This is a genomic window from Treponema sp. TIM-1, from assembly GCF_046533115.1.
GTDB lineage: Bacteria > Spirochaetota > Spirochaetia > Treponematales > Breznakiellaceae > JAIRMO01.
On the sequence record NZ_JAJQRC010000025.1, the window covers coordinates 1 to 20,672 of the forward strand.

24 protein-coding genes are annotated in these 20,672 nt (G+C 53.4%); 17 read left to right on the forward strand and 7 right to left on the reverse strand.

All coding sequences use genetic code 11. The features are described from left to right. Positions 1–734 precede the first annotated feature (734 nt). Positions 735–1,058, forward strand: a complete 324-nt coding sequence (locus LQZ21_RS09870; RefSeq protein ID WP_411044164.1) for a nucleotidyltransferase family protein — start codon at positions 735–737, stop codon at positions 1,056–1,058. Continuing rightward, positions 1,048–1,422 (forward strand): HepT-like ribonuclease domain-containing protein, encoded by a 375-nt coding sequence (locus LQZ21_RS09875; RefSeq protein WP_411044165.1) that lies wholly within the window; start codon positions 1,048–1,050, stop codon positions 1,420–1,422. Before LQZ21_RS09870 ends, LQZ21_RS09875 begins: the two co-directional genes overlap by 11 nt. 172 nt (positions 1,423–1,594) lie before the next feature. Here LQZ21_RS09875 and LQZ21_RS09880 read toward each other — a convergent pair whose 3' ends face one another. After that, complete coding sequence (locus tag LQZ21_RS09880) at positions 1,595–4,237, reverse strand: hypothetical protein (protein WP_411044166.1); 2,643 nt, start codon at positions 4,235–4,237, stop codon at positions 1,595–1,597. Between the two features lie 427 nt (positions 4,238–4,664). On the opposite strand from LQZ21_RS09880, the gene LQZ21_RS09885 reads away from it, so the two are divergent. Further along, positions 4,665–4,889 (forward strand): hypothetical protein, encoded by a 225-nt coding sequence (locus tag LQZ21_RS09885; protein ID WP_411044167.1) that lies wholly within the window; start codon positions 4,665–4,667, stop codon positions 4,887–4,889. Beyond that, positions 4,879–5,274 (forward strand): PIN domain-containing protein, encoded by a 396-nt coding sequence (locus LQZ21_RS09890; protein ID WP_411044168.1) that lies wholly within the window; start codon positions 4,879–4,881, stop codon positions 5,272–5,274. Before LQZ21_RS09885 ends, LQZ21_RS09890 begins: the two co-directional genes overlap by 11 nt. Positions 5,275–5,316: 42 nt before the next feature. Here LQZ21_RS09890 and LQZ21_RS09895 read toward each other — a convergent pair whose 3' ends face one another. The 4 genes from LQZ21_RS09895 to LQZ21_RS09910 form a co-directional block, all read right to left on the reverse strand. Continuing rightward, on the reverse strand, positions 5,317–6,075 hold the full coding sequence (locus tag LQZ21_RS09895; protein WP_411044169.1) for a WecB/TagA/CpsF family glycosyltransferase: 759 nt from the start codon (positions 6,073–6,075) through the stop codon (positions 5,317–5,319). Further along, positions 6,045–6,848, reverse strand: coding sequence for an RsmE family RNA methyltransferase (locus LQZ21_RS09900; protein ID WP_411044170.1), 804 nt, complete (start codon positions 6,846–6,848; stop codon positions 6,045–6,047). The genes LQZ21_RS09895 and LQZ21_RS09900 overlap by 31 nt, the downstream gene beginning before the upstream one ends. Positions 6,849–6,866: 18 nt before the next feature. After that, positions 6,867–8,354 carry a S41 family peptidase gene (locus tag LQZ21_RS09905; protein ID WP_411044171.1) on the reverse strand — a complete coding sequence of 496 codons (1,488 nt, stop codon included), beginning with the start codon at positions 8,352–8,354 and terminating at the stop codon, positions 6,867–6,869. Between the two features lie 377 nt (positions 8,355–8,731). Beyond that, entirely contained in the window at positions 8,732–9,127 is a 396-nt protein-coding gene (locus tag LQZ21_RS09910; protein WP_411044172.1) for a GxxExxY protein, read from the reverse strand. A 306-nt stretch (positions 9,128–9,433) separates the two neighbouring features. Here LQZ21_RS09910 and LQZ21_RS09915 point away from each other — a divergent pair, with 306 nt between their 5' ends. Next, the gene (locus LQZ21_RS09915) at positions 9,434–10,612 is read left to right on the forward strand and encodes a nucleoside-diphosphate kinase (RefSeq protein WP_411044173.1); all 1,179 of its coding nucleotides are present in this window, start codon (positions 9,434–9,436) and stop codon (positions 10,610–10,612) included. A 7-nt stretch (positions 10,613–10,619) separates the two neighbouring features. On the opposite strand, the gene bamJ is transcribed toward LQZ21_RS09915, so the two are convergent. After that, complete coding sequence (gene bamJ / locus LQZ21_RS09920) at positions 10,620–11,333, reverse strand: BamJ family beta-barrel-assembly machinery protein (RefSeq protein WP_411044174.1); 714 nt, start codon at positions 11,331–11,333, stop codon at positions 10,620–10,622. A 657-nt stretch (positions 11,334–11,990) separates the two neighbouring features. Between bamJ and gcvT the strand changes: the two genes are divergently transcribed. Genes gcvT through gcvPB form a run of 4 tightly spaced genes read left to right on the forward strand, consistent with a single transcriptional unit; the run spans position 11,991 to position 16,271 of the window. Then, positions 11,991–13,097, forward strand: coding sequence for a glycine cleavage system aminomethyltransferase GcvT (gene gcvT / locus LQZ21_RS09925; protein WP_411044175.1), 1,107 nt, complete (start codon positions 11,991–11,993; stop codon positions 13,095–13,097). Continuing rightward, positions 13,094–13,486: a glycine cleavage system protein GcvH gene (gene gcvH / locus LQZ21_RS09930; RefSeq protein ID WP_411044176.1), complete on the forward strand. Its 393-nt coding sequence runs from the start codon at positions 13,094–13,096 to the stop codon at positions 13,484–13,486. Before gcvT ends, gcvH begins: the two co-directional genes overlap by 4 nt. 2 nt (positions 13,487–13,488) lie before the next feature. Continuing rightward, positions 13,489–14,808: an aminomethyl-transferring glycine dehydrogenase subunit GcvPA gene (gene gcvPA / locus LQZ21_RS09935; protein WP_411044177.1), complete on the forward strand. Its 1,320-nt coding sequence runs from the start codon at positions 13,489–13,491 to the stop codon at positions 14,806–14,808. Then, positions 14,805–16,271, forward strand: coding sequence for an aminomethyl-transferring glycine dehydrogenase subunit GcvPB (gene gcvPB / locus LQZ21_RS09940; RefSeq protein WP_411044178.1), 1,467 nt, complete (start codon positions 14,805–14,807; stop codon positions 16,269–16,271). The genes gcvPA and gcvPB overlap by 4 nt, the downstream gene beginning before the upstream one ends. On the opposite strand, the gene LQZ21_RS09945 is transcribed toward gcvPB, so the two are convergent. Further along, positions 16,244–17,086 carry an MBL fold metallo-hydrolase gene (locus LQZ21_RS09945; protein WP_411044179.1) on the reverse strand — a complete coding sequence of 281 codons (843 nt, stop codon included), beginning with the start codon at positions 17,084–17,086 and terminating at the stop codon, positions 16,244–16,246. The two genes, gcvPB and LQZ21_RS09945, sit on opposite strands and share 28 nt — an antisense overlap. Before the next feature lie 215 nt (positions 17,087–17,301). On the opposite strand from LQZ21_RS09945, the gene LQZ21_RS09950 reads away from it, so the two are divergent. The 8 genes from LQZ21_RS09950 to LQZ21_RS09985 all read left to right on the forward strand — a co-directional run bounded on the left by LQZ21_RS09950 (position 17,302) and on the right by LQZ21_RS09985 (position 20,672). Continuing rightward, positions 17,302–17,967, forward strand: coding sequence for a hypothetical protein (locus LQZ21_RS09950; RefSeq protein ID WP_411044180.1), 666 nt, complete (start codon positions 17,302–17,304; stop codon positions 17,965–17,967). A 9-nt stretch (positions 17,968–17,976) separates the two neighbouring features. After that, a complete protein-coding gene (locus LQZ21_RS09955; RefSeq protein ID WP_411044181.1) occupies positions 17,977–19,137 on the forward strand; it encodes a hypothetical protein in 1,161 nt (386 codons plus the stop codon). Between the two features lie 146 nt (positions 19,138–19,283). Beyond that, a complete protein-coding gene (locus LQZ21_RS09960) occupies positions 19,284–19,415 on the forward strand; it encodes a hypothetical protein (RefSeq protein WP_411044182.1) in 132 nt (43 codons plus the stop codon). After that, the gene (locus tag LQZ21_RS09965) at positions 19,403–19,606 is read left to right on the forward strand and encodes a DUF8180 domain-containing protein (protein ID WP_411044183.1); all 204 of its coding nucleotides are present in this window, start codon (positions 19,403–19,405) and stop codon (positions 19,604–19,606) included. The genes LQZ21_RS09960 and LQZ21_RS09965 overlap by 13 nt, the downstream gene beginning before the upstream one ends. Then, positions 19,606–19,824 carry a CooT family nickel-binding protein gene (locus tag LQZ21_RS09970; RefSeq protein ID WP_411044184.1) on the forward strand — a complete coding sequence of 73 codons (219 nt, stop codon included), beginning with the start codon at positions 19,606–19,608 and terminating at the stop codon, positions 19,822–19,824. The genes LQZ21_RS09965 and LQZ21_RS09970 overlap by 1 nt, the downstream gene beginning before the upstream one ends. After that, entirely contained in the window at positions 19,821–20,048 is a 228-nt protein-coding gene (locus tag LQZ21_RS09975) for a hypothetical protein (protein ID WP_411044185.1), read from the forward strand. Before LQZ21_RS09970 ends, LQZ21_RS09975 begins: the two co-directional genes overlap by 4 nt. Before the next feature lie 32 nt (positions 20,049–20,080). Then, positions 20,081–20,383 (forward strand): hypothetical protein, encoded by a 303-nt coding sequence (locus tag LQZ21_RS09980; RefSeq protein WP_411044186.1) that lies wholly within the window; start codon positions 20,081–20,083, stop codon positions 20,381–20,383. A gap of 61 nt (positions 20,384–20,444) precedes the next feature. Next, positions 20,445–20,672, forward strand: a complete 228-nt coding sequence (locus LQZ21_RS09985) for a hypothetical protein (protein ID WP_411044187.1) — start codon at positions 20,445–20,447, stop codon at positions 20,670–20,672.

A 20,672-nucleotide genomic window follows, 5' to 3' on the forward strand; every position in this document is an offset into this window, starting at 1 on the left:
AAAAAAAAAACTTTTTTCCCCCCCCTTGGGGGGGGGGGTTGGGGGGGGGGGGGGGGGGGGGGGTAAGAAATTGAAAATTGAGAATGAATAATGGAAAATAAAGAGGAGGGAGGAATTGGGCGTAAAGAGAGAATGGTATCGTATGTCATGGCTTCCTCCTTTTATTTTTTCCTGACCTGGGCCAAGGCCCGTTTCCATTATTATCTACACACTATTATATCACGTTTTGTTCCAAAAATCTCGTTTTTTTGAAAAAAATTTAAAAAAAATGCAAAAATTCGTCAATATCGGTTCGGCGCGGCCGGGATGCTGTTTTTTCTCTGTCGTTTTATGCGGTATAGTACTATATTATGTGTTATTATGCTATTTTATACTATATTTTGATATACCATGCGTTTTTTTAATATAGTACCCTGTAACAGCTAAAACTATACTAAAGAAAATAACCACAAAGGCGCAGAAGGCGAAGAAGGAGGAAAGGAGAATTAAGAATGACAGTTTTTTACTCTTCATTTTCCCTCTTAATTATTTCCTTTCTCTTACTTCTTCGCCTTATTCGCCTTCGTGGTTAAATTCCATTAGTTCTTATTTGCCGCTTTTAGATGTTACCGTCTAATAGTATATGTTATGTGCAATTGCGCTAAGACATAATGTATAAAAAATCATACATGGATAGGTAAAAAGGAGTTGTAATAAAATTATTGATATGTATAATATGAAATAGGAATTAGTATATGAATACCATGGAAAAATTGCAGAAAAATGGCATTTCTCTCAATTATGATGAAATTGTTGCCATCTGTAAAAAGTATTATATAAACGAATTATCAATATTTGGCTCATCACTCCGTGATGATTTTAACCAAAACAGTGATATAGATATTCTGGTCTCATTTTATGAAAAATCAAATATAACTTTATTTGATATTATTGATTTGGAAAATGAATTTTCTAAAATTTTAAATAGGGAAGTGGATATTGTAGAGAAAGAGGCATTAAAAAATCCCATACGGAAAAATAAAATATTATCGACCAGGGAAATAATTTATGCCGCTTAATGAAAGAGATTTATCCTATATAATTGACATTGTTGATTGTATTCTGGATATAAATGAATTCACGGGTTCAATATTTCTCATTGATTTTGAAAAAGACAAAATGCGTAAATTGGCTGTAGAAAGGCAGTTGGAAATTATTGGGCAAGCCGCAAATAAAATAAGTAAAGAAACGCAAGATGCATTGGTAAATATACCGTGGGGAAAGATTATTGGATTAAGAAATAAATTGGCACATGATTATGGAGAAATATTGGCAGAGAGGATATGGAATATAACAAAAACATCGATACAAGAATTATTAAATGAAATTGAAAAGATAGATGAAATAAAAGAATATATTGAAAAAAAGTGCAACTGCACATAACAGGTCTGTAACCGCTACGGGGCCTACGGCCCCTCGGCCCTCCCTTCGGTTGCAGCCAGAACGTTTAATGAAATCTAAGTATAGGCGCTGCCTGGGCAGGACCGGGGGGGGATAAAACCTGGGCCGGGGTGTACAGTCCCCGGCCCAGATTTAAAAACATCGGTAGAAAAGGCTATTGGTTGGTAAATGCCGCGTTACTGACAATCGTAACATCATTACCCACGGTGTTACTGGCGTTTATACCATTGCCCGCGCCCCGGTTTGCGCCGCCTAATTCCACAAGCTTTCTGTCCAGCAGGACAAAGTCCCCGGTGGTAAGGCCGTTATTGATTACCGTTTCGCCGCCAATAGTTATCGTCGTAAGATTTCCGGAGGCAGCCGTACCGCCGGTCCCCACGCCAAGCAGTACTTTGGCGGTAACCGCCCCGGCAAAGGCAAGCTTACCGGGATTGGAACCGGATTTCAGCACGATGCTGCCCCCGGGGCTGGTGGAGGTTCCGCCCAGGTCAACCACGGTATTCGCCGCAATCGTCAATGCGTTACCGCTGCCTACCCCCTGCCGGATGATCGCGCTCTGGCCCATGGCCCTAAAGACCGTGGAGCTTCCACTGCCGCGGTTCTCAATAGACGAGGTAGTCGGGGTAGCCTGGAGGATACCAATGGGCTCCGAGCCAAATACCCGCCAGCCGCTGGAACCGCCGGTAATCCTGGTGGTACCCGCGACCACGGCGCCCGGACCTTTAAGCCGTGCGCCGCCGCCGGTGTCCCCGGCAAATAGGAGCCCTTTATCATTGGTAAGACGGAGTTCTACATTCGGATCCAGGGTCAGGGTGTGCTCTTTTTCTATAGAAGCGCCGGGACCCGAAATCGTAATTACCGCCAGGTTGCCGCTGTTATCATCCCGGATGGTTAAACCTGCCGCGTCTAAGATAATTTGGGCGCCGTCATTGGCGCTGCTCCATCGGTAGGCACTAATAGGGTCGCTTCCTATGTAGGGGAAAGGAGCGTGGGCGGGATTGGGATTGGGATTGGGAATGGCCGGGGGAACCACGAGAAAGGTGTAGCTGGTACCATGATTCAACCGGACTTTACCCTTGGCGCCAAAGGCGATAAACTTGTAAATATCCGGAGAGTTGGCCTGAAAGAGCGAAGGGTGTGGACCGACCAGGCTGCCGTTTCCCGTAAGTTCGATGGCGCCGTTTATCTGAATAGGCGCCGCTTCAGCGCTGGCCGGAGCGCTTGTACCCAGGTTTCTAAAGTCAATGGACGCCCCCCCTTCTACGGTCAGGGTCTTGCCCGCCGCCACGGTAAGGGTACTCCCCTCATTGAGGACAATGGTACTCCCTTTGATGATGCTGGCATCATTGGCTACCGCCACGTCCACCTTCGCCGTGGGGGATACCCCCACCTTATAGAACACGTTTAAGCCCAGGCGTACCTCGGTCTTTTTAGGGGGAGTAGAGGGGGTGGCTTCAACCAGGAAGGTTACCATATTGCCCTCGGCCGCCACCAGGCTCGCGCTGTTTTGCAGGGTGAGGGTTTTCAGCGATTTAAAGGTAAGGGCAGGGGAAGCGATGTTGACCTTGGATACCGGACCGATGAAAAGGCTGGTAAGATTATCAAAGCTGTTGTTGGTGGTACCCCCGGAGGTAAAGATCGCGCTCCGTCCCAGGGTGATCTTCGCCCCCTCGGGAAGGTGAATAGCCGTACTATCCGATTGAAACTCACCGTAGTCTCCGATGGTGATTTTCGTTGCCCTTTCTAAGGTGGCGCTGTCCGCGCCAAGATAGCTTCCGTTCCAGACGGTACTCGGTGCGGTGGACGCCCGGTTGGCAAGGCCGTCGCTGTCCACACTGGACACGACCAGGGTGGTGACATTTTCAAAGCTTGCGGCGTTTGCGATAAGCTTGCCGTTTACGGTCAAGGTCTCAATATCCTTAAAGGTCGAGGCCGCATTGGTTGCCGTAAGGCTGCCGTTTACGGTGAGGATATGGTTATCGGCGTCCTCTATCACCCCATCGGCGGTAATAATTGCCCCCTTGGGGATGAGCGAAGGTAATACTCCGCCGCCCTGGGTGCTGACGGTATAGGTACGGTCTGCCGAGGGCAGCCCAACCCCTGCAAGCAGCAAATTCACCGTATAGGCAGGAGTAAGGGTACCGGTTATTTCCAGGTTGCCCTGTCCCGCGGCGGCCCAGGCCTGGGCCGGGGTGAACCGGTCGGTGGTAGATTGATTCGCTATATCCCGCGCCGTAAGGCTCAGGGTCCCGGAGGGCATTACCGATACCTGCGGGGTTCCAATAACCGTACCCCGCCCGTTAATGGTTCCATCCGCATAGAAGTAATGGGCCACCTGCAGGGCGGGGTCGTTTGCAGTGGTACTGGTAACCGTAAGCTTCCCGTAGACCTCCACCGTGCCATTTACCAGGAGCCTGCCGTCATCGGCGGTAGTTACATCGCTCTCCAGCACGAGTTTAGCCCCCGGCGATACGATAATGTGGTGATTACCGTTGAGCTTAATAGGACTACCGTTCAAATAAACGGTCTTCCCCCCGGGGACGGTGACCGTGTCATCAATAGTCCCCCGGTAGGCAATATATGTCACGTCGTTGGTTTCTTTAGAAGGGGCATTCAGCAAATTCTGAAACCTGCTAAAATCATCCATAAAGACCGTCGACGGGGGATAGACGACACTACCCGCTGCTGGGGGCGTTGGACCGTGGGTCCCGGAAGAAGGATTCGGACACCCAACCAACGCGAACAGGGCCAGTAATACCAAGGCCGAAATTTCAAAAATCAGACTCTTTTTATACATAGAGTCCTCCTCAATAAATATGCACTCGGGATCAGATCCCAAGCGGCCCCCAGCGCTGTCAGGCGCCGGGTTTTATAAAGAGGAACTATGCATTGTAATTTCGGTCGGCATGGACTAAAATTATCTTTGCATAATGCAGACCCCGGCGGCAGCGTAATTGTCGAAGAAAGCACTGCCCTGGGGTCCCTCTTTATAGCGACCCTCCAAAAAAGCTCCGGAAGCCAGGCTGCCGGACATCCCTTTCATATTCAAAGGGGGCTTACTTAAGAATATATCACCCGTAAGGGTAAAACGTCTCGTTTTTCGAAAAATTTTTTTAAAAAAAAAGGTAAAAAAACGATAAAACCGGATTTTTCGGTGCCAGGCACCAAATTGCACTGGATTTTTCCCGCCCCATCTGTTAACGTTACTATCAGGAGGCCGCCCCATGACAGCCGTAAAAGCCTATTATGATGGAAAAGCCTTTGTCCCCATATCCCCGGTACATGCCGCCAGAAATCAGGCGGCCATAGTAACCGTCCTGGACGAAACCGTTGAAGAAACCGGAAACCGGGACTACCTCCAATTTGCCGGCTCTCTTTCCGATGAAGATTACCGGGAAATTACCGCCATACTCAATTCAACCGAAACGATCGATGAAAATGAATGGTAGCATTATTGACACCAATGTAATCATAAAAATGCTCCATAACGATCCCGAGGCCATCAGCTTACTACAAAAAGTTAAGAAAGCGTATGTCTCCCCAATTATACGAGGGGAATTGTATTTTGGGGCTTACAAGTCACTAAGGTGTGAAGCCAATATGGAATTATTCAGAAATACACTTTCAAAATTCGAAATGCTCTCATTGGATGACGACAACATAACCCTCTCTTATGCTCATATTAAGTCCGAATTGGAAAAGAAAGGAAAAAAGATACCGGAAAATGACCTTTGGATAGCCGCCACCGCCCACTTTTATGGCCTATCGGTAGCGACCTTTGACACCCATTTTTCGTATATCAGCCAAATTCAATTGGTACCATTCTCGAATTAAATCCGGGTATTAAACTAAACATAGTACGCTCTGTGCTGCCGTTTACCGCTTAAACAAGCGGTATACCAAGAGGAGCAGCTTGTAATAAAAATAGGGGAAAATTCTGAAAAAACGCAGGGGATTTTGAAAACAATAGCCTATCCCCTCAAGACCCCGGTCAAAGACCGCCCGGGAGGGGCGTTTTTTCCGTTCGGCGAAGACCTCAAAAAGGTCACTGCACCATAAACGCAGGCCGGGATTGAGCATGGCATTGTTCCGGGCGATCCAGCGTTCCCCGCCGTGCACCCCCTTGCCCACCAGGAGCAGGGAAGGGGACGCCTTTCGTATGGCCTGCAGCAGAACCCCCTCCTCGTTCCGCTTAAATGAACCCCGGTAGCGGCCGACCACCCGGAGTTTGGGGAAGGTCTGACGGATATTCTTCTCCGTTGTTTTGAGGATCCGCGGTTTTCCGCCCAAAAGGTACAGGGAGTATTCCCGGGCCTCCAGGGCCGTGAGCAGGCTGATAACAAAATCAAAGGGCATATACCGTACCGGGGTCCTGCCGGTTAAAAAGTGGGCGCCCCGGATAAGGCTTTTTGAGATAGGAATAACCAGGGCCGCCCCCAATACAAAGGAACGGTATTCCCCGCTCCTCCGGGCCCGGAGCAAATCCACCAGGGAGAGTAAGACGATATTTCCCCCCCTGCCGGATTTTATATGATGATAAATTACATCCGCTATCTGGTCCTCGGGGACTATGTCCAGGGGGACTTTCAACAGGTTGATCCGTTCTATAGCGGGTTGGGAACTTTTAGTGTCCACGAGGCTCTCTCCAAAAGAATAGTACGTACCGCCGCCGAGGCATATAGGGCTGCGGTTTCAACCCTGAAAATGGTGTTTCCGATAACGATGGGTTTAAATCCAAGGGCAAGGAACCGGGCCGCCTCATCAGGGGAAAACCCCCCTTCGGGACCCACCGCCAATGCAACCAATTCGGGGTCCCTACTAAGATAGTCATGGAGGGTCTCCTTGGCAAGGGGGTCCTGATGAAGCAGCAGTCCCAGGGCCCGGGGATAGTGGTCCCGCAGGTTTTGCCAATACCGGCCCAGGGCATCGGCGGTACAGGGGGGCCTGACCACCGTAGCAACCGGGGAATTGCTCTGCTGCAGGGCCGCTTTAACGATCCGCTGCCAGCGTTCCCGCCTTTCTTCCCCCCGTTCCCCTATGCGGGGAACGGTAAAATCCGAAGAAAAGGGAACCACCTCATGCAGCCCCCCTTCGGCGGCCTGCCGGACGATGAGATCCATTTTGGAACCCTTAGGCAGGGCTTGAAAAAGGACGATGACCGGCAGGGAAGGCCCTTCCGGGGCGTCCCCTGCTTCCGGGGCCCCCGGCCGGGGCATACACACCCCCATAAGGCGGCCCTTTTCCACGGAACATACCCGGACCAGGGCCGCTTCCCCCGAGGGGAGCCGGACATCAAAGGCATCCCCCGGGGCCAGGCGCCTGACGTTCACCAAATAATGGTAATCTTCCCCGGACAAACAAACCTTCCCCTGCTTATCCGGGGGGGCAGGCAATATAAATTGCTTCATGCCGAAAAAACGCCGGCATTACGAAGCCCGGGCATCCTCCGTAATCGCCTCGTTCTGCAGGTCCTTTAAGGTTTTAGTGGTCTGCATGAGCCGGCCATAGTCTCCGTTCCGCAGGATGTTTACCGCTTCCTGAAGCTGCACGTCGTATTCCAGATCATAGACCGGCGCTATGAGGGTCCGGTTTTGCTCATTCCTCACCAGCCGGCGCAGCAGGGCCAGGTCCAGCTGATATTCTTGGTTTAGTTGGCGGACAAAGGCCTCCACCGCCGCGGAGGCCGCCTGGGGATTGGCCTCCACAAAGGCGGGGATCCGGTTTTCCGTGATCAGGGCGTTGAGTTTTTCCGCCTCGGCGTCGGAAAATTCCGGAAACAGTATCTCCCGGTCCGGGGGTATACCGATTTGATCGATATTCACCTCACTGGGGGTATAATACCGGGCGGTGGTTATCTTGAATCCCGCCTTTTCCAGGGGATATACCTGCTGAACCGACCCCTTCCCAAAGGATTTTTCCCCCACCAGGTAGGCCCGGCCCCGGTCTTTCAGGGCCCCCGCCACGATTTCCGAGGCCGAAGCAGATCCCCGGTTGATCAGGGTCACGATGGGCATGGCGGTGGGTATTGCCGTGGCCTTCCGGGCATTAAACACGGCGTTTTCCCCGGGGATCCGGGACCGGGTAGATACCACTACCCCGCCGTCCAAAAAGAGGTCGCAGACCCCTACCGCGGACTGGAGGAGGCCTCCGTAGTTGTTCCTGAGGTCCACCACCAAACTCCGGGCGTTTTCGGTCTTAAAATGCTCCAGCGCTTCCCGGGTCCGTTCCACGGTCATGGGGGTAAAGGTGATGATCCGTACATAGCCGATATCCCCAATCATGGCGTATTTCACCGTGGGCACCTCAATAACCGCCCGGATAAGGGTTACGGGGAATTCGAGCTTTGCCCCTCGGCGGATGATGAGGTTGACCGCTACCCCCGGCGTACCCCGGAGCCGGGCCAGCACTTCGTCCATGGTCAATACGTCCGTAGATTCATCGTTGATCTTGATGATGAGATCCCCGGGACTTATCCCGGCCCGCCATCCCGGGGTATCCTCAATGGGAGAAGCCACCTCCACATAGGGAGGCGGGCCCCCGGCTTGGTCCCCAATGGGTTTGGATATATAGAGCCCCACCCCGCCGAAACTTCCCTGGGTGGTCTCGTTCAGACTGGCCATTTCCTTCTCCGGGAGGAAGGCGGAATAAGGGTCCCCCAGGGCGTTAAACATGCCGGACATGGCCCCTTCAAAAAGCACCTGGGGGTCCACGGTTTCCACGTAATGTTGCTGGATAAAATCAAAAACATTCTGTATGACCGAAGTATAACGGCGGGCTTCCTGATCCCGGCCTTGGGCTTCCGCGGCGGGCACCGAAGCGAGGACAAAAATCACACACAAACTAAAGGTGGAAATCAACCAAAGTACCGAAAGAGAAGATTTCCCCTTGAGGGGACGAATTATTGTTTCTTTCATTACTTTATTGTAGAGAAGTATAGGGATTTGTCAATGCGAAAATCCCTAAAAACAAGCCTTATCCGGTGGTTCCGCCGCATCAGTAATGCTCAGTTTAAAATAACCACGAACCACTCGAGCAGGAGGAATATAAATAACCACGAACCACACGAACACCACGAACTTCTACTTCGATGTCCCGGAATTTATACCAGAATTCTCTCTTTGTTCGTGAGGTTGGTGTGGTTCGTGGTTAAATTCTTGGTTTAAATCAACCACAACCTTTTGCTTCGATGCCCCGGAATTTATACCAGAATTCTCTCTTTGTTCGTGAGGTTGGTGTGGTTCGTGGTTAAATTCTTGGTTACATCCTCAGTTTAAACTAACCACGAACAGATTCACCGAATGATTCTTATGATTTCCGCTTTAGGATGGGAACAAAAATTAATTAACAACCCCAATTTCAGCCCCGTGACTGCCAAATAATTGAGTATCTGCGCTTTATGCTCATTACTAAGTCTGGTTACCGCCTTGATTTCCACGATTATTTTCCCGAAACAAACAAAATCAGCCTGGTAATGCTGCTTTAATAGCCTGCCATCGTATTGTATGGGGAGTATTTTTTGTGCTTCATAGGGAATTTTTGCGTTCTCCAGCTCAATTTCCAATGCTTCCTGATATACCGCTTCTAAAAATCCGCTGCCTAATTTTCTATTTACCTCAAAGACACAGGATTGAATACGAAAACACTCATCTTTATAAAGAATTTTATTTATTTTGTTATTTCCATCCATACTTTTTTATCGGATTTGTTTGTGAGGTTCGTAAGATTAACCGCAAACCACTCGACCAGGAAGAATAAAAAACCACGAACCACTCGAACACCACAAACTTTTGCTTCGATGTCCCGGAATTTATACCTGAATTCTCTTCTTCGTTCGTGAGGTTTGTGTGGTTCGTGGTTTTTTCTGTCTTTTGTTGAAACTGAGCATTGCTGACACCGCATAGATTTTGCTTTCTTTTTTTTGTACCATGGGGTAAAATTATTGAACCGGCTTCAAACGCAGGTTTTTCTAAAGCCGGTTCAATATGGAGACCCTATGGAACAAGCCCTTTCTTATGTTATGGTAACCCCCTATACCGTTGCCAAAAGCAGAACCGGGGGGGTACTCGCCCGGTTATTATCCCAGCTGGATCTGGAACTGGTGGGCGCCCAAATGATCGCCCCCGACGAGACCTTTATAAAAGATTATGCCGCCTCCCTACGGAAAGAGAACACCACCAATACGGTCAGCCTCCTGGCGGATTATGTGGAGCAGCATCTGGCCCCCTCGGGGGGAAGAAGACACCGCACCTTGCTCCTCCTCTTTCGGGGGGAGAATCCCTGCAGCAAACTCACCGCCATCTGCGGGCATATCTATCCGGAACATCAAAATGACGATTCCCTGAGCGGGGAAACCATTCGGGATACCTATGCGGATCTTATCGTATCCCCGGAGCATCCCCAGACGGTTACCTATTTTGAACCGGCGGTGATGACCCCCCGGACCCAGGAGTGGGCCGATAAGGATCTGGCCTTGTTTGCCCGTTTTTTACCGGATAAAGAAAACATCATAAAAAACATCCAATATCCGGACCCTTCCAAAATAGAACAGACCCTGGTGATTATCAAACCCGACAACTGGCAATACGCCTCCTCAAAGCCGGGAACCATCATCGATATGTTTTCCCGAACCGGACTGCGGATCGTGGGGATCAAGGTCCACCGTTTTTCCCTGGCGGAGGCCCTGGAGTTTTACGGCCCCGTGGAGAAGGCTTTAAAAGAAAAACTCTCCCCCCGCTTCGGCAAAAAGGCCCGGGAACTTCTGGAAAAAGAATTCGAAGTAACCCTTAGCGGGGAAACGGAAAAAAGCCTCACCGATAGTTTTGGTATAGCCTGCGCCCGGGATCAATTTGCCCAGATCATCGAATTTATGTCCGGAACCAGGCCGGAAAAGTGCCCCCCGGAGGACGTAAACAACCCGGGCAGCGTCAAATGTATGATCATCATCTATGAAGGGGAAAACGCGGTCAAAAAAATCCGGGAAGTCCTGGGCCCCACGGATCCCCTTAAAGCGCCGGGCGGCACCATACGCCGGGAATTCGGCAGCAATGTCATGGTCAACACCGCCCACGCCTCGGATTCCCGGGAAAGCGTGGAGCGGGAAATGAAGATAGTGCGGATAAATGAAAATTCCCTGGAGGGGATCATCAAATCCTATCTCTCCCTCCGGCGCTGACCCTGCCCTATTCGATAGAAAGTAACTCCACCTGAAAAATCAGGGCCGAGTTGGGGGGGATCATGTTACCGGCGCCCTGTTCCCCATAGGCCAGGGACGAGGGAATATACAAGCGGTAGACACTCCCCACATTCATCAGTTGTATCCCCTCGGCCCAGCCGGGGATAACCTGATCCAGGGGAAATTCCGCGGGCTCCCCCCGGCTATAGGAACTGTCAAATACCGTGCCGTCGATTAAGGTCCCCTCATAGTTGACGGTTACCACATCGGTGGCGGAAGGTTTCCTCCCCTGGCCCTCGGTAATGACCTCGAATTGCAGCCCGCTGGCGGTGATAACCACCCCTTCCTTTTTACTGTTTTCCGCCAGGAACCGGTCATTTTTTTTGCGGGACTCCTCCGCCTGCCGGGTAACAGTGGCCATATAGGCGGTTTGTACCAATCCGATGGCATCATCCATGGAGAGCCGGGATTCTTTCCCCTCAACCGCCTCCTGAATCCCCTGAACCATGGCCTCGTAATCAAACTGCATGCCGAATTGTTTAAGGTCCGAACCCAATACGAGCCCAAAGGCATAACTGGTATCGGTATCCGCCGCCTCCGCCGTAGACTCCTCTACGGTTGTGTCCGGTTCACTATTCTCGCCGGAGGCATTCCCCCCGGCGCCGCAGGAAAAAAATGCAAAGGTCACCATAAGTATGGCAAAAAAGGTCTTTTTTAGCATCCGCTATTCCTATTGATAAAAGATTCCGGAACAAACCTATCCGGATAACCTGAACCACCCTCACTCCCCGGTACGTAAAACCTCCCGGTGGTAAGCGCCGGTTTCAGATTTTTTGAAACAACCCCATAATTCTTTCCAGCATACCGGTAAACATTCGGTTTAACTAGTACCTGGTAAAGCCTAAATATACATATACAGAATTGAAATTCACCACAAAGGCGCAAGGAGAGATTTTAACCACGAACCGCACGAACCACACGAACAGAAACAAAGACAAATTGGCGTTTTTACCGATAGTTCTTTCCTGCTTTCCCACAAACAAAGAAAAAAATTCAGGTATAAATTCCAAAATATCGAAGCAAAAGTTCGTGATGTTCGTGTCGTTCGTGGTTAATCCTATTTTTCCTGTTTCTTACGGGTGTCAGTCATCGTTGGAACATTAAGAATGAAAAGTGAAGAGTGGGCATTCTTCCTCATTCCTCTCCTCCCTCCTCTCTTAAATCTTCTCTCCCCTTCTTCGCCTTCGTGGTTAAATTCCATTAGTTTTATTTTAACCGGTAAATTTTTACATGTTACCGGGTACCTGGGTGGACATTATTGTATATTTATGCAAAAATCTCCCTGTTTATGAATATCCGGTGATCTTGAGGAGCTGCGGTGAAGACAACCTTACTACATCCCTGGCATGAGGCGGCGGGGGCCCGGTTTGCGGCCTTTGCGGGATTTGATATGCCCATCCAGTACCCCCTGGGGGCGGTGGAAGAACACCGGCTGACCCGCCGTTCCCTGGGTTTTTTCGACATCGACCACATGGGGCAGCTTATTATCTCCGGGAACGGGGCAGGGGAGGCCCTCTCCGGCCTGGTTTCAAGCCGTATTTTGGATATGAAGCCCCAGGAGGCCCGGTACGCCCTGCTCCTCAACGAAGCCGGGGGGGTCATCGACGACCTCTTTATCTACCGCGAGGAAGATGGAGACACCTGGTTTGTGGTGGTCAACGCGGGTAACCGGGAAACCGATATCGAACACCTCCGGGCCCGGCTGCCCCCCGGGGTAGGGCTCCGGGATATTTCGGAAGAGACCTATATGATCTCCCTCCAGGGGAAACGGGCGGTGGAATTGATGGATCGCCTCAGCGGGGGCCGGGTATCGGCCATGCCCCGGTTCAGCATGAGCCGGGGGGAGATCCGGGGGATCCCCCTGCGCATAGGCAGAACCGGGTACACCGGCGAAGACGGGGTGGAACTTTTTTACGATGCGGCCCGGGCCCGGGAGTTCTGGGAATATCTTCTGGCCCAGGCAGCTGAGGCGGGGATCGAGGCGGGGCCCGTGGGGCTTGCCGCCCGGGACTCCCTCCGGTTTGAGGCGGGGATGCCCCTCCACGGCCATGAAATTTCCCCCACCATAAGCCCCCTGGAAGGGGGACTATCCTGGGCCTGCGATTTTGAAAAGGATTTTGTGGGGAAAACAGCCCTCCTCGCCCAAAAGGCGGCGGGGCTTAACCGCAGACTCGTGACCATTAACATTACCGGGGGGGTTCCCCGGGAAGGTTATCCCATAGTAAGCGGGGAGGGGAGGGAGATAGGCCGCTGTGTATCGGGTATGTTCTGCCCCTCCACGGGAACCTATTCGGCCAATGCCCTGGTCCCGCCGGAATATGCGGGAATAGGCGGGCGCTTAACGGTTTTGATTCGGGAAAAACCCAAGGAAGGGGTGGTGGTAAAACGGCCCCTCTATATACCGGTTTATAGGAGAGCAACATGAAAACCGATGCCCAAGCCCGGTTTGCCCCGACCCATGAATGGGCCCGGAAAGCGGGGGATGAAATCATCGTGGGAATTTCCGATCACGCCCAGTATAGCCTGGGGGATATTGTCTACGTGGATCTCCCCAAAGCGGGAACAGCCTTTGCCGCCCATGCCCCCTTTGGGGTGGTGGAATCGGTCAAGGCCGCCAGTGACGTCTACCTCCCCGTATCGGGCAGGATCACCGGCGTGAACGACCGGCTCGCGGAGGAGCCCGACCTTATCAACCGGGACTGTTACGGGGAAGGATGGCTGGTCCGGGTCCTGCCGGACAATCCCGGGGAATGGGATACCCTCCTCTCCCCGGAGGAGTATGAAAAAACCGTCCAGGCGGAGGAGGAAGCATAACCGTGCCCTATATCCCGGTTACCGAGGCCCAGCGGAAGGAGATGCTGGAGCGGATCGGTGTTCCCTCCCTGGAGGCCCTATTTTCCGAAATCCCTGAGGATCTGCGGTTCCCCTCCCTGGATCTTGAAGGGGGGTTAAGTGAACTGGAGGTGATGGCGGAACTGAGCGCCCTGGCGCATACCAACGCCGCCGCCGATGATTACCGCTGGTTTTTAGGGGCCGGGGCCTACGATCACTTTATCCCCGCCGCGGTGGGGGCCCTGGCCTCTCGGGGGGAATTCCTTACCGCCTATACCCCCTACCAGAGCGAGGTGAGCCAGGGGACCCTCCAGGCGATCTTTGAATACCAGAGCATGATCGCCGCCCTTACGGGCATGGAGGTGGTGAACGCCGGCCACTACGACGGCGCCACCGCCCTGGCCGAGGGGGTCCTGCTGGCCCTGCGGAATCCCGAGGGCCGCCGCCGGGTACTGCTCCCCACGGGGCTGCACCCGGAATACCGGGGGGTGCTGGACACCTACCTCAGCCCCTTTGATGCCCGGATCGAAACCTATTCGGGGGATCCCGCCAATGCCGCCCAGGGGGAGGACCCCGCCTGCCTCGTGGCCGCCTACCCCGACTTTTTCGGCCGCATCCCCTCCCTGGAGGGGGCCGCCGGAGCCGTTCATGACCGGGGCGGGCTGTTTATCGTCCACGCCGACCCCATCATGCTGGGACTCCTCAAGAGCCCCGGCGCATACGGCGCGGATATCGTTACCGCCGAGGGCCAAAGCCTGGGGAACGACCTCAACTACGGGGGGCCCTTCCTGGGAATCATGGCGGTCTCGGCGGCCCTGATGCGGCGTATCCCCGGCCGCATCGTGGGGGAGGCCCGGGATTCCCAGGGGCGGCGGGGTTTTGTCCTTACCCTGGCGGCCCGGGAACAGCACATCCGCCGGGAAAAGGCCCTGTCCAATATCTGTTCCAACCAGGGCCTCTGTGCCCTCCGCGCCTGTATATACCTCGCCCTGCTGGGAAAGCAGGGGCTCCGGGGCGTCGCCGAGCTCTGCTGGCATAAAAGCCATTACGCCGCGGGGCTTTTTGCCGCCCTCCCGGGATTTTCCCTGGGCCCCGGCCCGTTCTTTAAGGAATTCCTCGTTACCTTGCCGGGAAACGCCGAAACCGCGGCGGAAAAACTCCGGGAAAAAAAGATCGTGGCCGGTCTCCCCCTTTCCCGGTATTTCCCGGAGCGGGAAAAGGACCTGCTGGTCTGCGTAACGGAAAAAAATTCCCGGGAAGACATTGAAACCCTGGTCCATGCGTTAAAGGAACTCTACCTATGAAAGAACCCCCGGTTCCCCTGATCTATGAAGAAAGCGTCGCCGGCCGCCGGGGGGTTACCCTGCCCAAACCCGACGTCCCCCTAAGCCCCCTGCCGGCGGAACTGCTCCGGGACGACTTGGCCCTCCCCGAAACAGACGAACTGACGGTAGTCCGCCATTTTACCCGGCTCTCCCGGCAGAATTTTTCCATTGACGGCCAGTATTATCCCCTGGGGTCCTGTACCATGAAGTACAATCCCCGGATGAACGAGGATGCCGCGGGGCTCCGGGGGTTCCGGCGGGCCCATCCCCTGCTGGGGGCAACGGAAAACCAGGGGGCCCTGGCCCTTATCTGGAAACTCCAGGAAAGCCTTAAAAAAATCACGGGGTTTAGCGCCTTTTCCCTCCAGCCCGCCGCGGGGGCCCAGGGTGAATTGGCGGGGGTCCTCATGATCCGGGCCTATCACCAAAGCCGGGGGGACCGGGGGCGGCGGCGGATCCTGATCCCCGACTCCGCCCACGGTACCAACCCCGCCACCTGTACCATGGCGGGCTTTACCGCCGAAACCATTCCCTCGACCCCCTCGGGGGGACTGGATCTGGGGGCCCTGAAAAACGCCTGTACCGGGGAAAATGCCCCTACCCTGGCGGGGCTCATGATCACCAACCCCAATACCCTGGGCCTTTTTGAACCCCGGATCCGGGAGATCATCGCCCTGATCCACGATGCCGGGGGCCTGGTCTATGGCGACGGGGCCAACATGAACGCCCTTTTAGGGGTCCTCAAACCCGCGGATCTGGGTTTTGACGTGATGCACCTCAATCTGCACAAGACCTTTTCCACCCCCCACGGTGGGGGCGGTCCCGGAGCCGGGGCAGTGGGGGCGGGTCCCCTCCTCGCGGATTACCTCCCCGGCCCCCTGGCAGCCAAAACCGGGGAGACCTACGGTCCGGTAACGCCCCCCCGCTCCATCGGCAGGCTCAAGGCCTTTTACGGCAACTTCGGCGTCCTGGTCCGGGCCTATGCCTATATCCGGCTCCTGGGCCGGGAAGGGATCCGCCGGGTAGGGGAGCAGGCGGTACTCAACGCGAATTATATAAAGGTCCAGATCCAGGACCGCTATCCCCTTCCCTTTGGGGCGGAACGGCCCTGTATGCACGAATTTGTGGCCTCCCCCAGGCTGGAGAACCACCTTTCCACCCTGGATATCGCCAAACGGCTCATCGATTACGGTTTCCATCCCCCCACCATCTATTTTCCCCTGATTGTCAAGGATGCCCTGATGGTGGAACCCACGGAAACCGAATCCAAGGAAACCCTGGACGCCTTTATCAAAGCCCTGGGGGCCATTGCCGAAGAGGCGGAGACCCAGCCGGAACTCCTCTCCGGGGCGCCCCACGATACCCCCGTCGGACGGCTGGATGAAACCGCCGCGGCCCGGAAACCAGTCCTGAGCTACCGGCCCGCGGGGGTAAGCCGGTAACCGTTCCCCTGGGGGCTGACGGTCCCGATGGCCGGGTAGACCAGGTGCATCCCTCCAATGGGAATATGGTTTCCGGCGGCGTATTCCAGGACCTTGGTACGGATCGCTGCCGCGGCAGCCGGGTCCGTGTCATAGGTAACGGATACCCCGGGAAGGGGGAACTGGATACCCTGGACATGGATCAGGTCCCCCCAAATGAGGAGCCCCTCTCCCCCGGATTGAACCAAATACAGGGTATGCCCTGGGGTATGCCCAAAGGCGGCAATGGCCGTAATCCCCGGAAGAAGTTCCGGTATATCGGCGCCCAATGCTCCGGGCCGGAAGGTCACCACCTTGTCGCCGTAGGGGGCCAGGGCGGCAGCAGCATTGGCGGAACCGGCCCAAAACTCCCGTTCCTCCTGGGCAAGATAGACCGTGGCCCGGGGAAAGAGGGGTTTCCCCCCTTTTTGAAGCCCGCCGATGTGGTCCCCGTGCAGGTGGGTGAGGAGGACCGCGTCAATCTGGGCCGCTTCCACCCCCAGGGTCTTGAGGTGGTTAAACACGGCCCCCCCAAAGCCGGTATCCACCAGGATATTTTTCTCCCCGGTGCGGATGAGGAAGGTATTGGTGGCGGATTGATAGGTTCCCCCCGGCACATACCGTTCAATATCCCGGGCATCGGCCCCGATGAGCAGGGAACTTCGCCCCTGGCCCTGATTCTCCACCAGCATAAAAATCTCAAACCGGCCCACCCGGTAGGAGAAGATCCCCTCATCCGCGGCAAATCCCGATACGGCGGTGACGCCCAGTAAAACTCCATAAAATACGGTTTTCATTTTCGCCTCCTCAAATTATTTGTTTTCTTGCCATGGTTCTTAGTATACTCAAAATAAGGAGAGTTCAAGTGGCCAAATGGTAAATTTGGCTCGGTACTTGTAGGAAGGATATTACAATGAGGATTACTAAAAAGCCCTTGTTCCCATTCGGGTGGTGGAACCACTGCTTGAGTTTGAGTGGAAAAGGTGGTGTTTTGTTCGAGATAGTCTTTTTGATGGCGATCCTGGTTTCTTGCGATTCGGTGAGCGGGTTCTTTTCCTCATCCTGGGGTTCGGGGCTTAAACGGGATCCGGAGAAACTCCTCCCCAAAATCAACGCCGGGAATGCCCTGGAGCTTGCCAATGAGAGCGCCGGGGATAAAAAAAAGGCCAAACTGGTGGCGGAAAAAATTCAGGATGCCCTGGCAAAGACGGATAATCCCGCGGACCAGAAGGTGTTGCTGGAGGCGGGCTTAATCGCCGCCAATAATGCTTCGGATCTTGTCATGGTCATGATGGGTAATATCAATGTTTTTAAAGATCCCCAGGTGACCGTGGATAGGATCCTCGATAAAATCCAGACCGCCGGGGATGTTCAGACGAACGCCGGCCTTATTTCCGGCCTGCTTGATGCCGGGAAGGTAAAAAAGCCCGCTGATTTGGCGGGATCCGCTCAGGATGAGTTGGTTTTGTCGGCGGTTACCCTCCTCCTTGCCGATGCCCAGTCCATGGGGAAAACAAATCCCGCTGATCAGGAAGATTATTTAAAGGATTTTGGTCAAAAGAAACAGGACTCCCAGAATTTGACGGATAAGCAAAAAAAAGCCCTTATTCTTGCGGAAGCCGCGGCGAAAAACCCCGGTCCCTTTACCGATATGCTGGAACGCCTCCATTTGCTCTAAGGAATCATCGTGAAACAGCTCTCTTACATCGCCGCCCTCTTGGCCGTATATCTTAGCGGAACCCCCCTGTTTGCGTCGGGGGTTAACGAAACCCGCGAAATCTCTCCGTTTTTTATACCTTCCACCAGGAACCTTGCCCTGGGAGGTCCCCATGTGGCCTATACGGAGGATATAAACAGCTTGTTCATCAATCCCGCGGTATTTGGAACCGTCAAACAGTTAAGTGCGGCGGAGCTCAGCCTGGGCATATACGGAGATTCCCTGGGGCTCATGGATATTATGAAAAATATCAACGATGCCAATAAACTGGCCGACACCTTTTCCCACTTTATAACGAGATCCAACGGAAATATCCCCCTGGGCTTTGATCTGCGGGGTCCCATTGCCATTGGCAGTATAAAAAACGGATGGGGATGGGGTGTTTTTGATCGTTTTTACGGCGGGACCCAGGTAACCGGTAAAAGCATACGAGCCTGGAGTAAAGCGGATTTCATGTTTAATCTGGGATATTCTATGCGGGTGATGGACGTAGGGGTCCATACCATAGATGTAGGGATAGTGGCGAAGCTATTCAACCGGCTGGAAATAAATTCGGGGCAAATTCCGCTCACCGAGCTTCTTTTCAACGATAACGCCCTTATGGCCGGGTTCAATTTTGCCCCCTTTACCGTTGGGACCGGGATGGATATGGGGCTCCAATACCGGCTGATAGATAATTTTACCGTGGGCTTGACCGTTAACGACCTCTTTTCCCTGGCTTATGTTACGTTTCAGGATCTGAACCTCTACTCCCACTCAGATTCCCCGCCTGCCGGCTATTTTGGCTATGTAGAACCGACGGTCAACCTGGGGGTTTCCTACAAAATTTTTGACAACCCCCTGCTCTCTTGGGCGGTGATGGCGGATTACCGGGATTTTGCCGGTCTTTTCTGGCAGCAAGACTATACGGTCAGAAACGGGTGGCTTAACTTGAGTTTGGGTACCGAATTAACCCTGTTTAAGCGCCTTGCCCTGCGGGCGGGGATGAATGACATGCTTCCCTCGGTGGGTGTGGGCTTTGATCTGGTGATCTTTAAGCTGGATGCAGCCTTTTACGGCAAAGAGTTGAGTAATGAGCCCGGCGGGCTGAGTACCTATGCGATGGACCTGGGCTTGTTGTTCCGGTATTAGGCGGAACGATCAAAAAAATTGTTGATCTTTCCGCCAAGAGGGTGTAAAATTCAGGGATAATGGGATTTTTCCAAAACCGGCTGGTTTCGGAAAAGCCCCTAATGGCGCTTTTTGATAACATAGACCCCAAGGAGCAAAGGTTATGCATGAAGATCATTGTCATGAACACGAAGCGGATCAGGGTTCCCACGAGCATGAACACCATAGCCATGCTCACCCCCACCATTCCCATTCCCATCCTCATTCCCACGAGGGGCCGCTGGATATGGCCCGCATAAAGACCTTGTTGGCCTATATGCTGGAGCACAACCGGGAACACGCCGGGGAGCTGGGTTCCCTGGCCCATGAGCTCCGGCACGCCGGCCGGGACGGGGCTGCGGATATCCTTGATGCCGGGGTTAAGGACTTTAACCGGGGCAATGAAAAACTCGTAGCAGCCCTGGGTCTTATCGAAGGGGAGGAGCCCTGATGTGCCTTTCCACGGTATACGAACTGGGTACGGCCGGGGCCAAGCGGCTCCTGTGCGAATACACCAGTAATGTCACGGTTGCCGGGGATACTATCACCATGACCGACCTTATGGGGAAGCGGCTTCAGGTGACCGGTACCCTGCAGAGCGTGGATCTGGTGAAAAACACCATCGTTATCTGTCCCAAAGACGGGACAACCCGTGAGGCCCCTCCATGAAATACGAGATGATCCGGGAGATCTTTAATTCCTGCGATAACAGCCGGATGCGGGACGTGGATATCCAGGAGCTTGAAACCACCGATGTGGATGCCGTGGTCAAGGAATTTCTATCCGGCAAAGAGGTGAGCTGTAAGAAGCAGACCCAACCCAATGGTTCCATTGTCTTCGATATAGAATCCGGCGGCCTCCTCCAGCGCCTGTCCTTTACCCCTTCCCCTTGATATTATCCCCCTAAAAAGTCATACTTAGGCTTATGGATATCGGGGAAGTTATCTATGCTTCTAGCCGGCTTTTTTTTGGAGCGTTGGCCGCCTTTTTTGCGATTGTACTCTGGTCAAAAACCAGGGATGCGGCCTGGATGCTCATGGTTATTGGAACCATTGCCCTCTATGTGGAAATCGTATATTCAATCCTGAACCTCTTTGGCATCGCCGAGGAATCGGGAATAACCATAGGTTCCATGCCCCTGGTGTTGTTGATCCTCCCCAATCTGTCGATTATTTTTTTTATTATTGCGTTTATGGTCATGGTCGTCCGGAAGTTGAGCCGGCGATAGGGCTGCCGCAAAATTTACGTTTTTTGAAGCGGCCCCGGATGGTATTATTTTGGAGGAGTATATGAAGGCGCTTGTTTTTGGCATCCTGATCCTAGCCGCCGCGGTACTGGCGATTTTACCTGTGGGTCTGGATTGGCGGGAGGATGTTCTGTCGTTTTTACGGGGGGCATTGCCGGTCTTGGCCATATTTATAGGCTTAGTTTCAATTTTTATCGGTATAGCGGATATCAAAGACCGGGCGGAGGCAAAGAAAGAAGAGGAAGCCGGGAACCCCCCCCCGGCGGCTTAA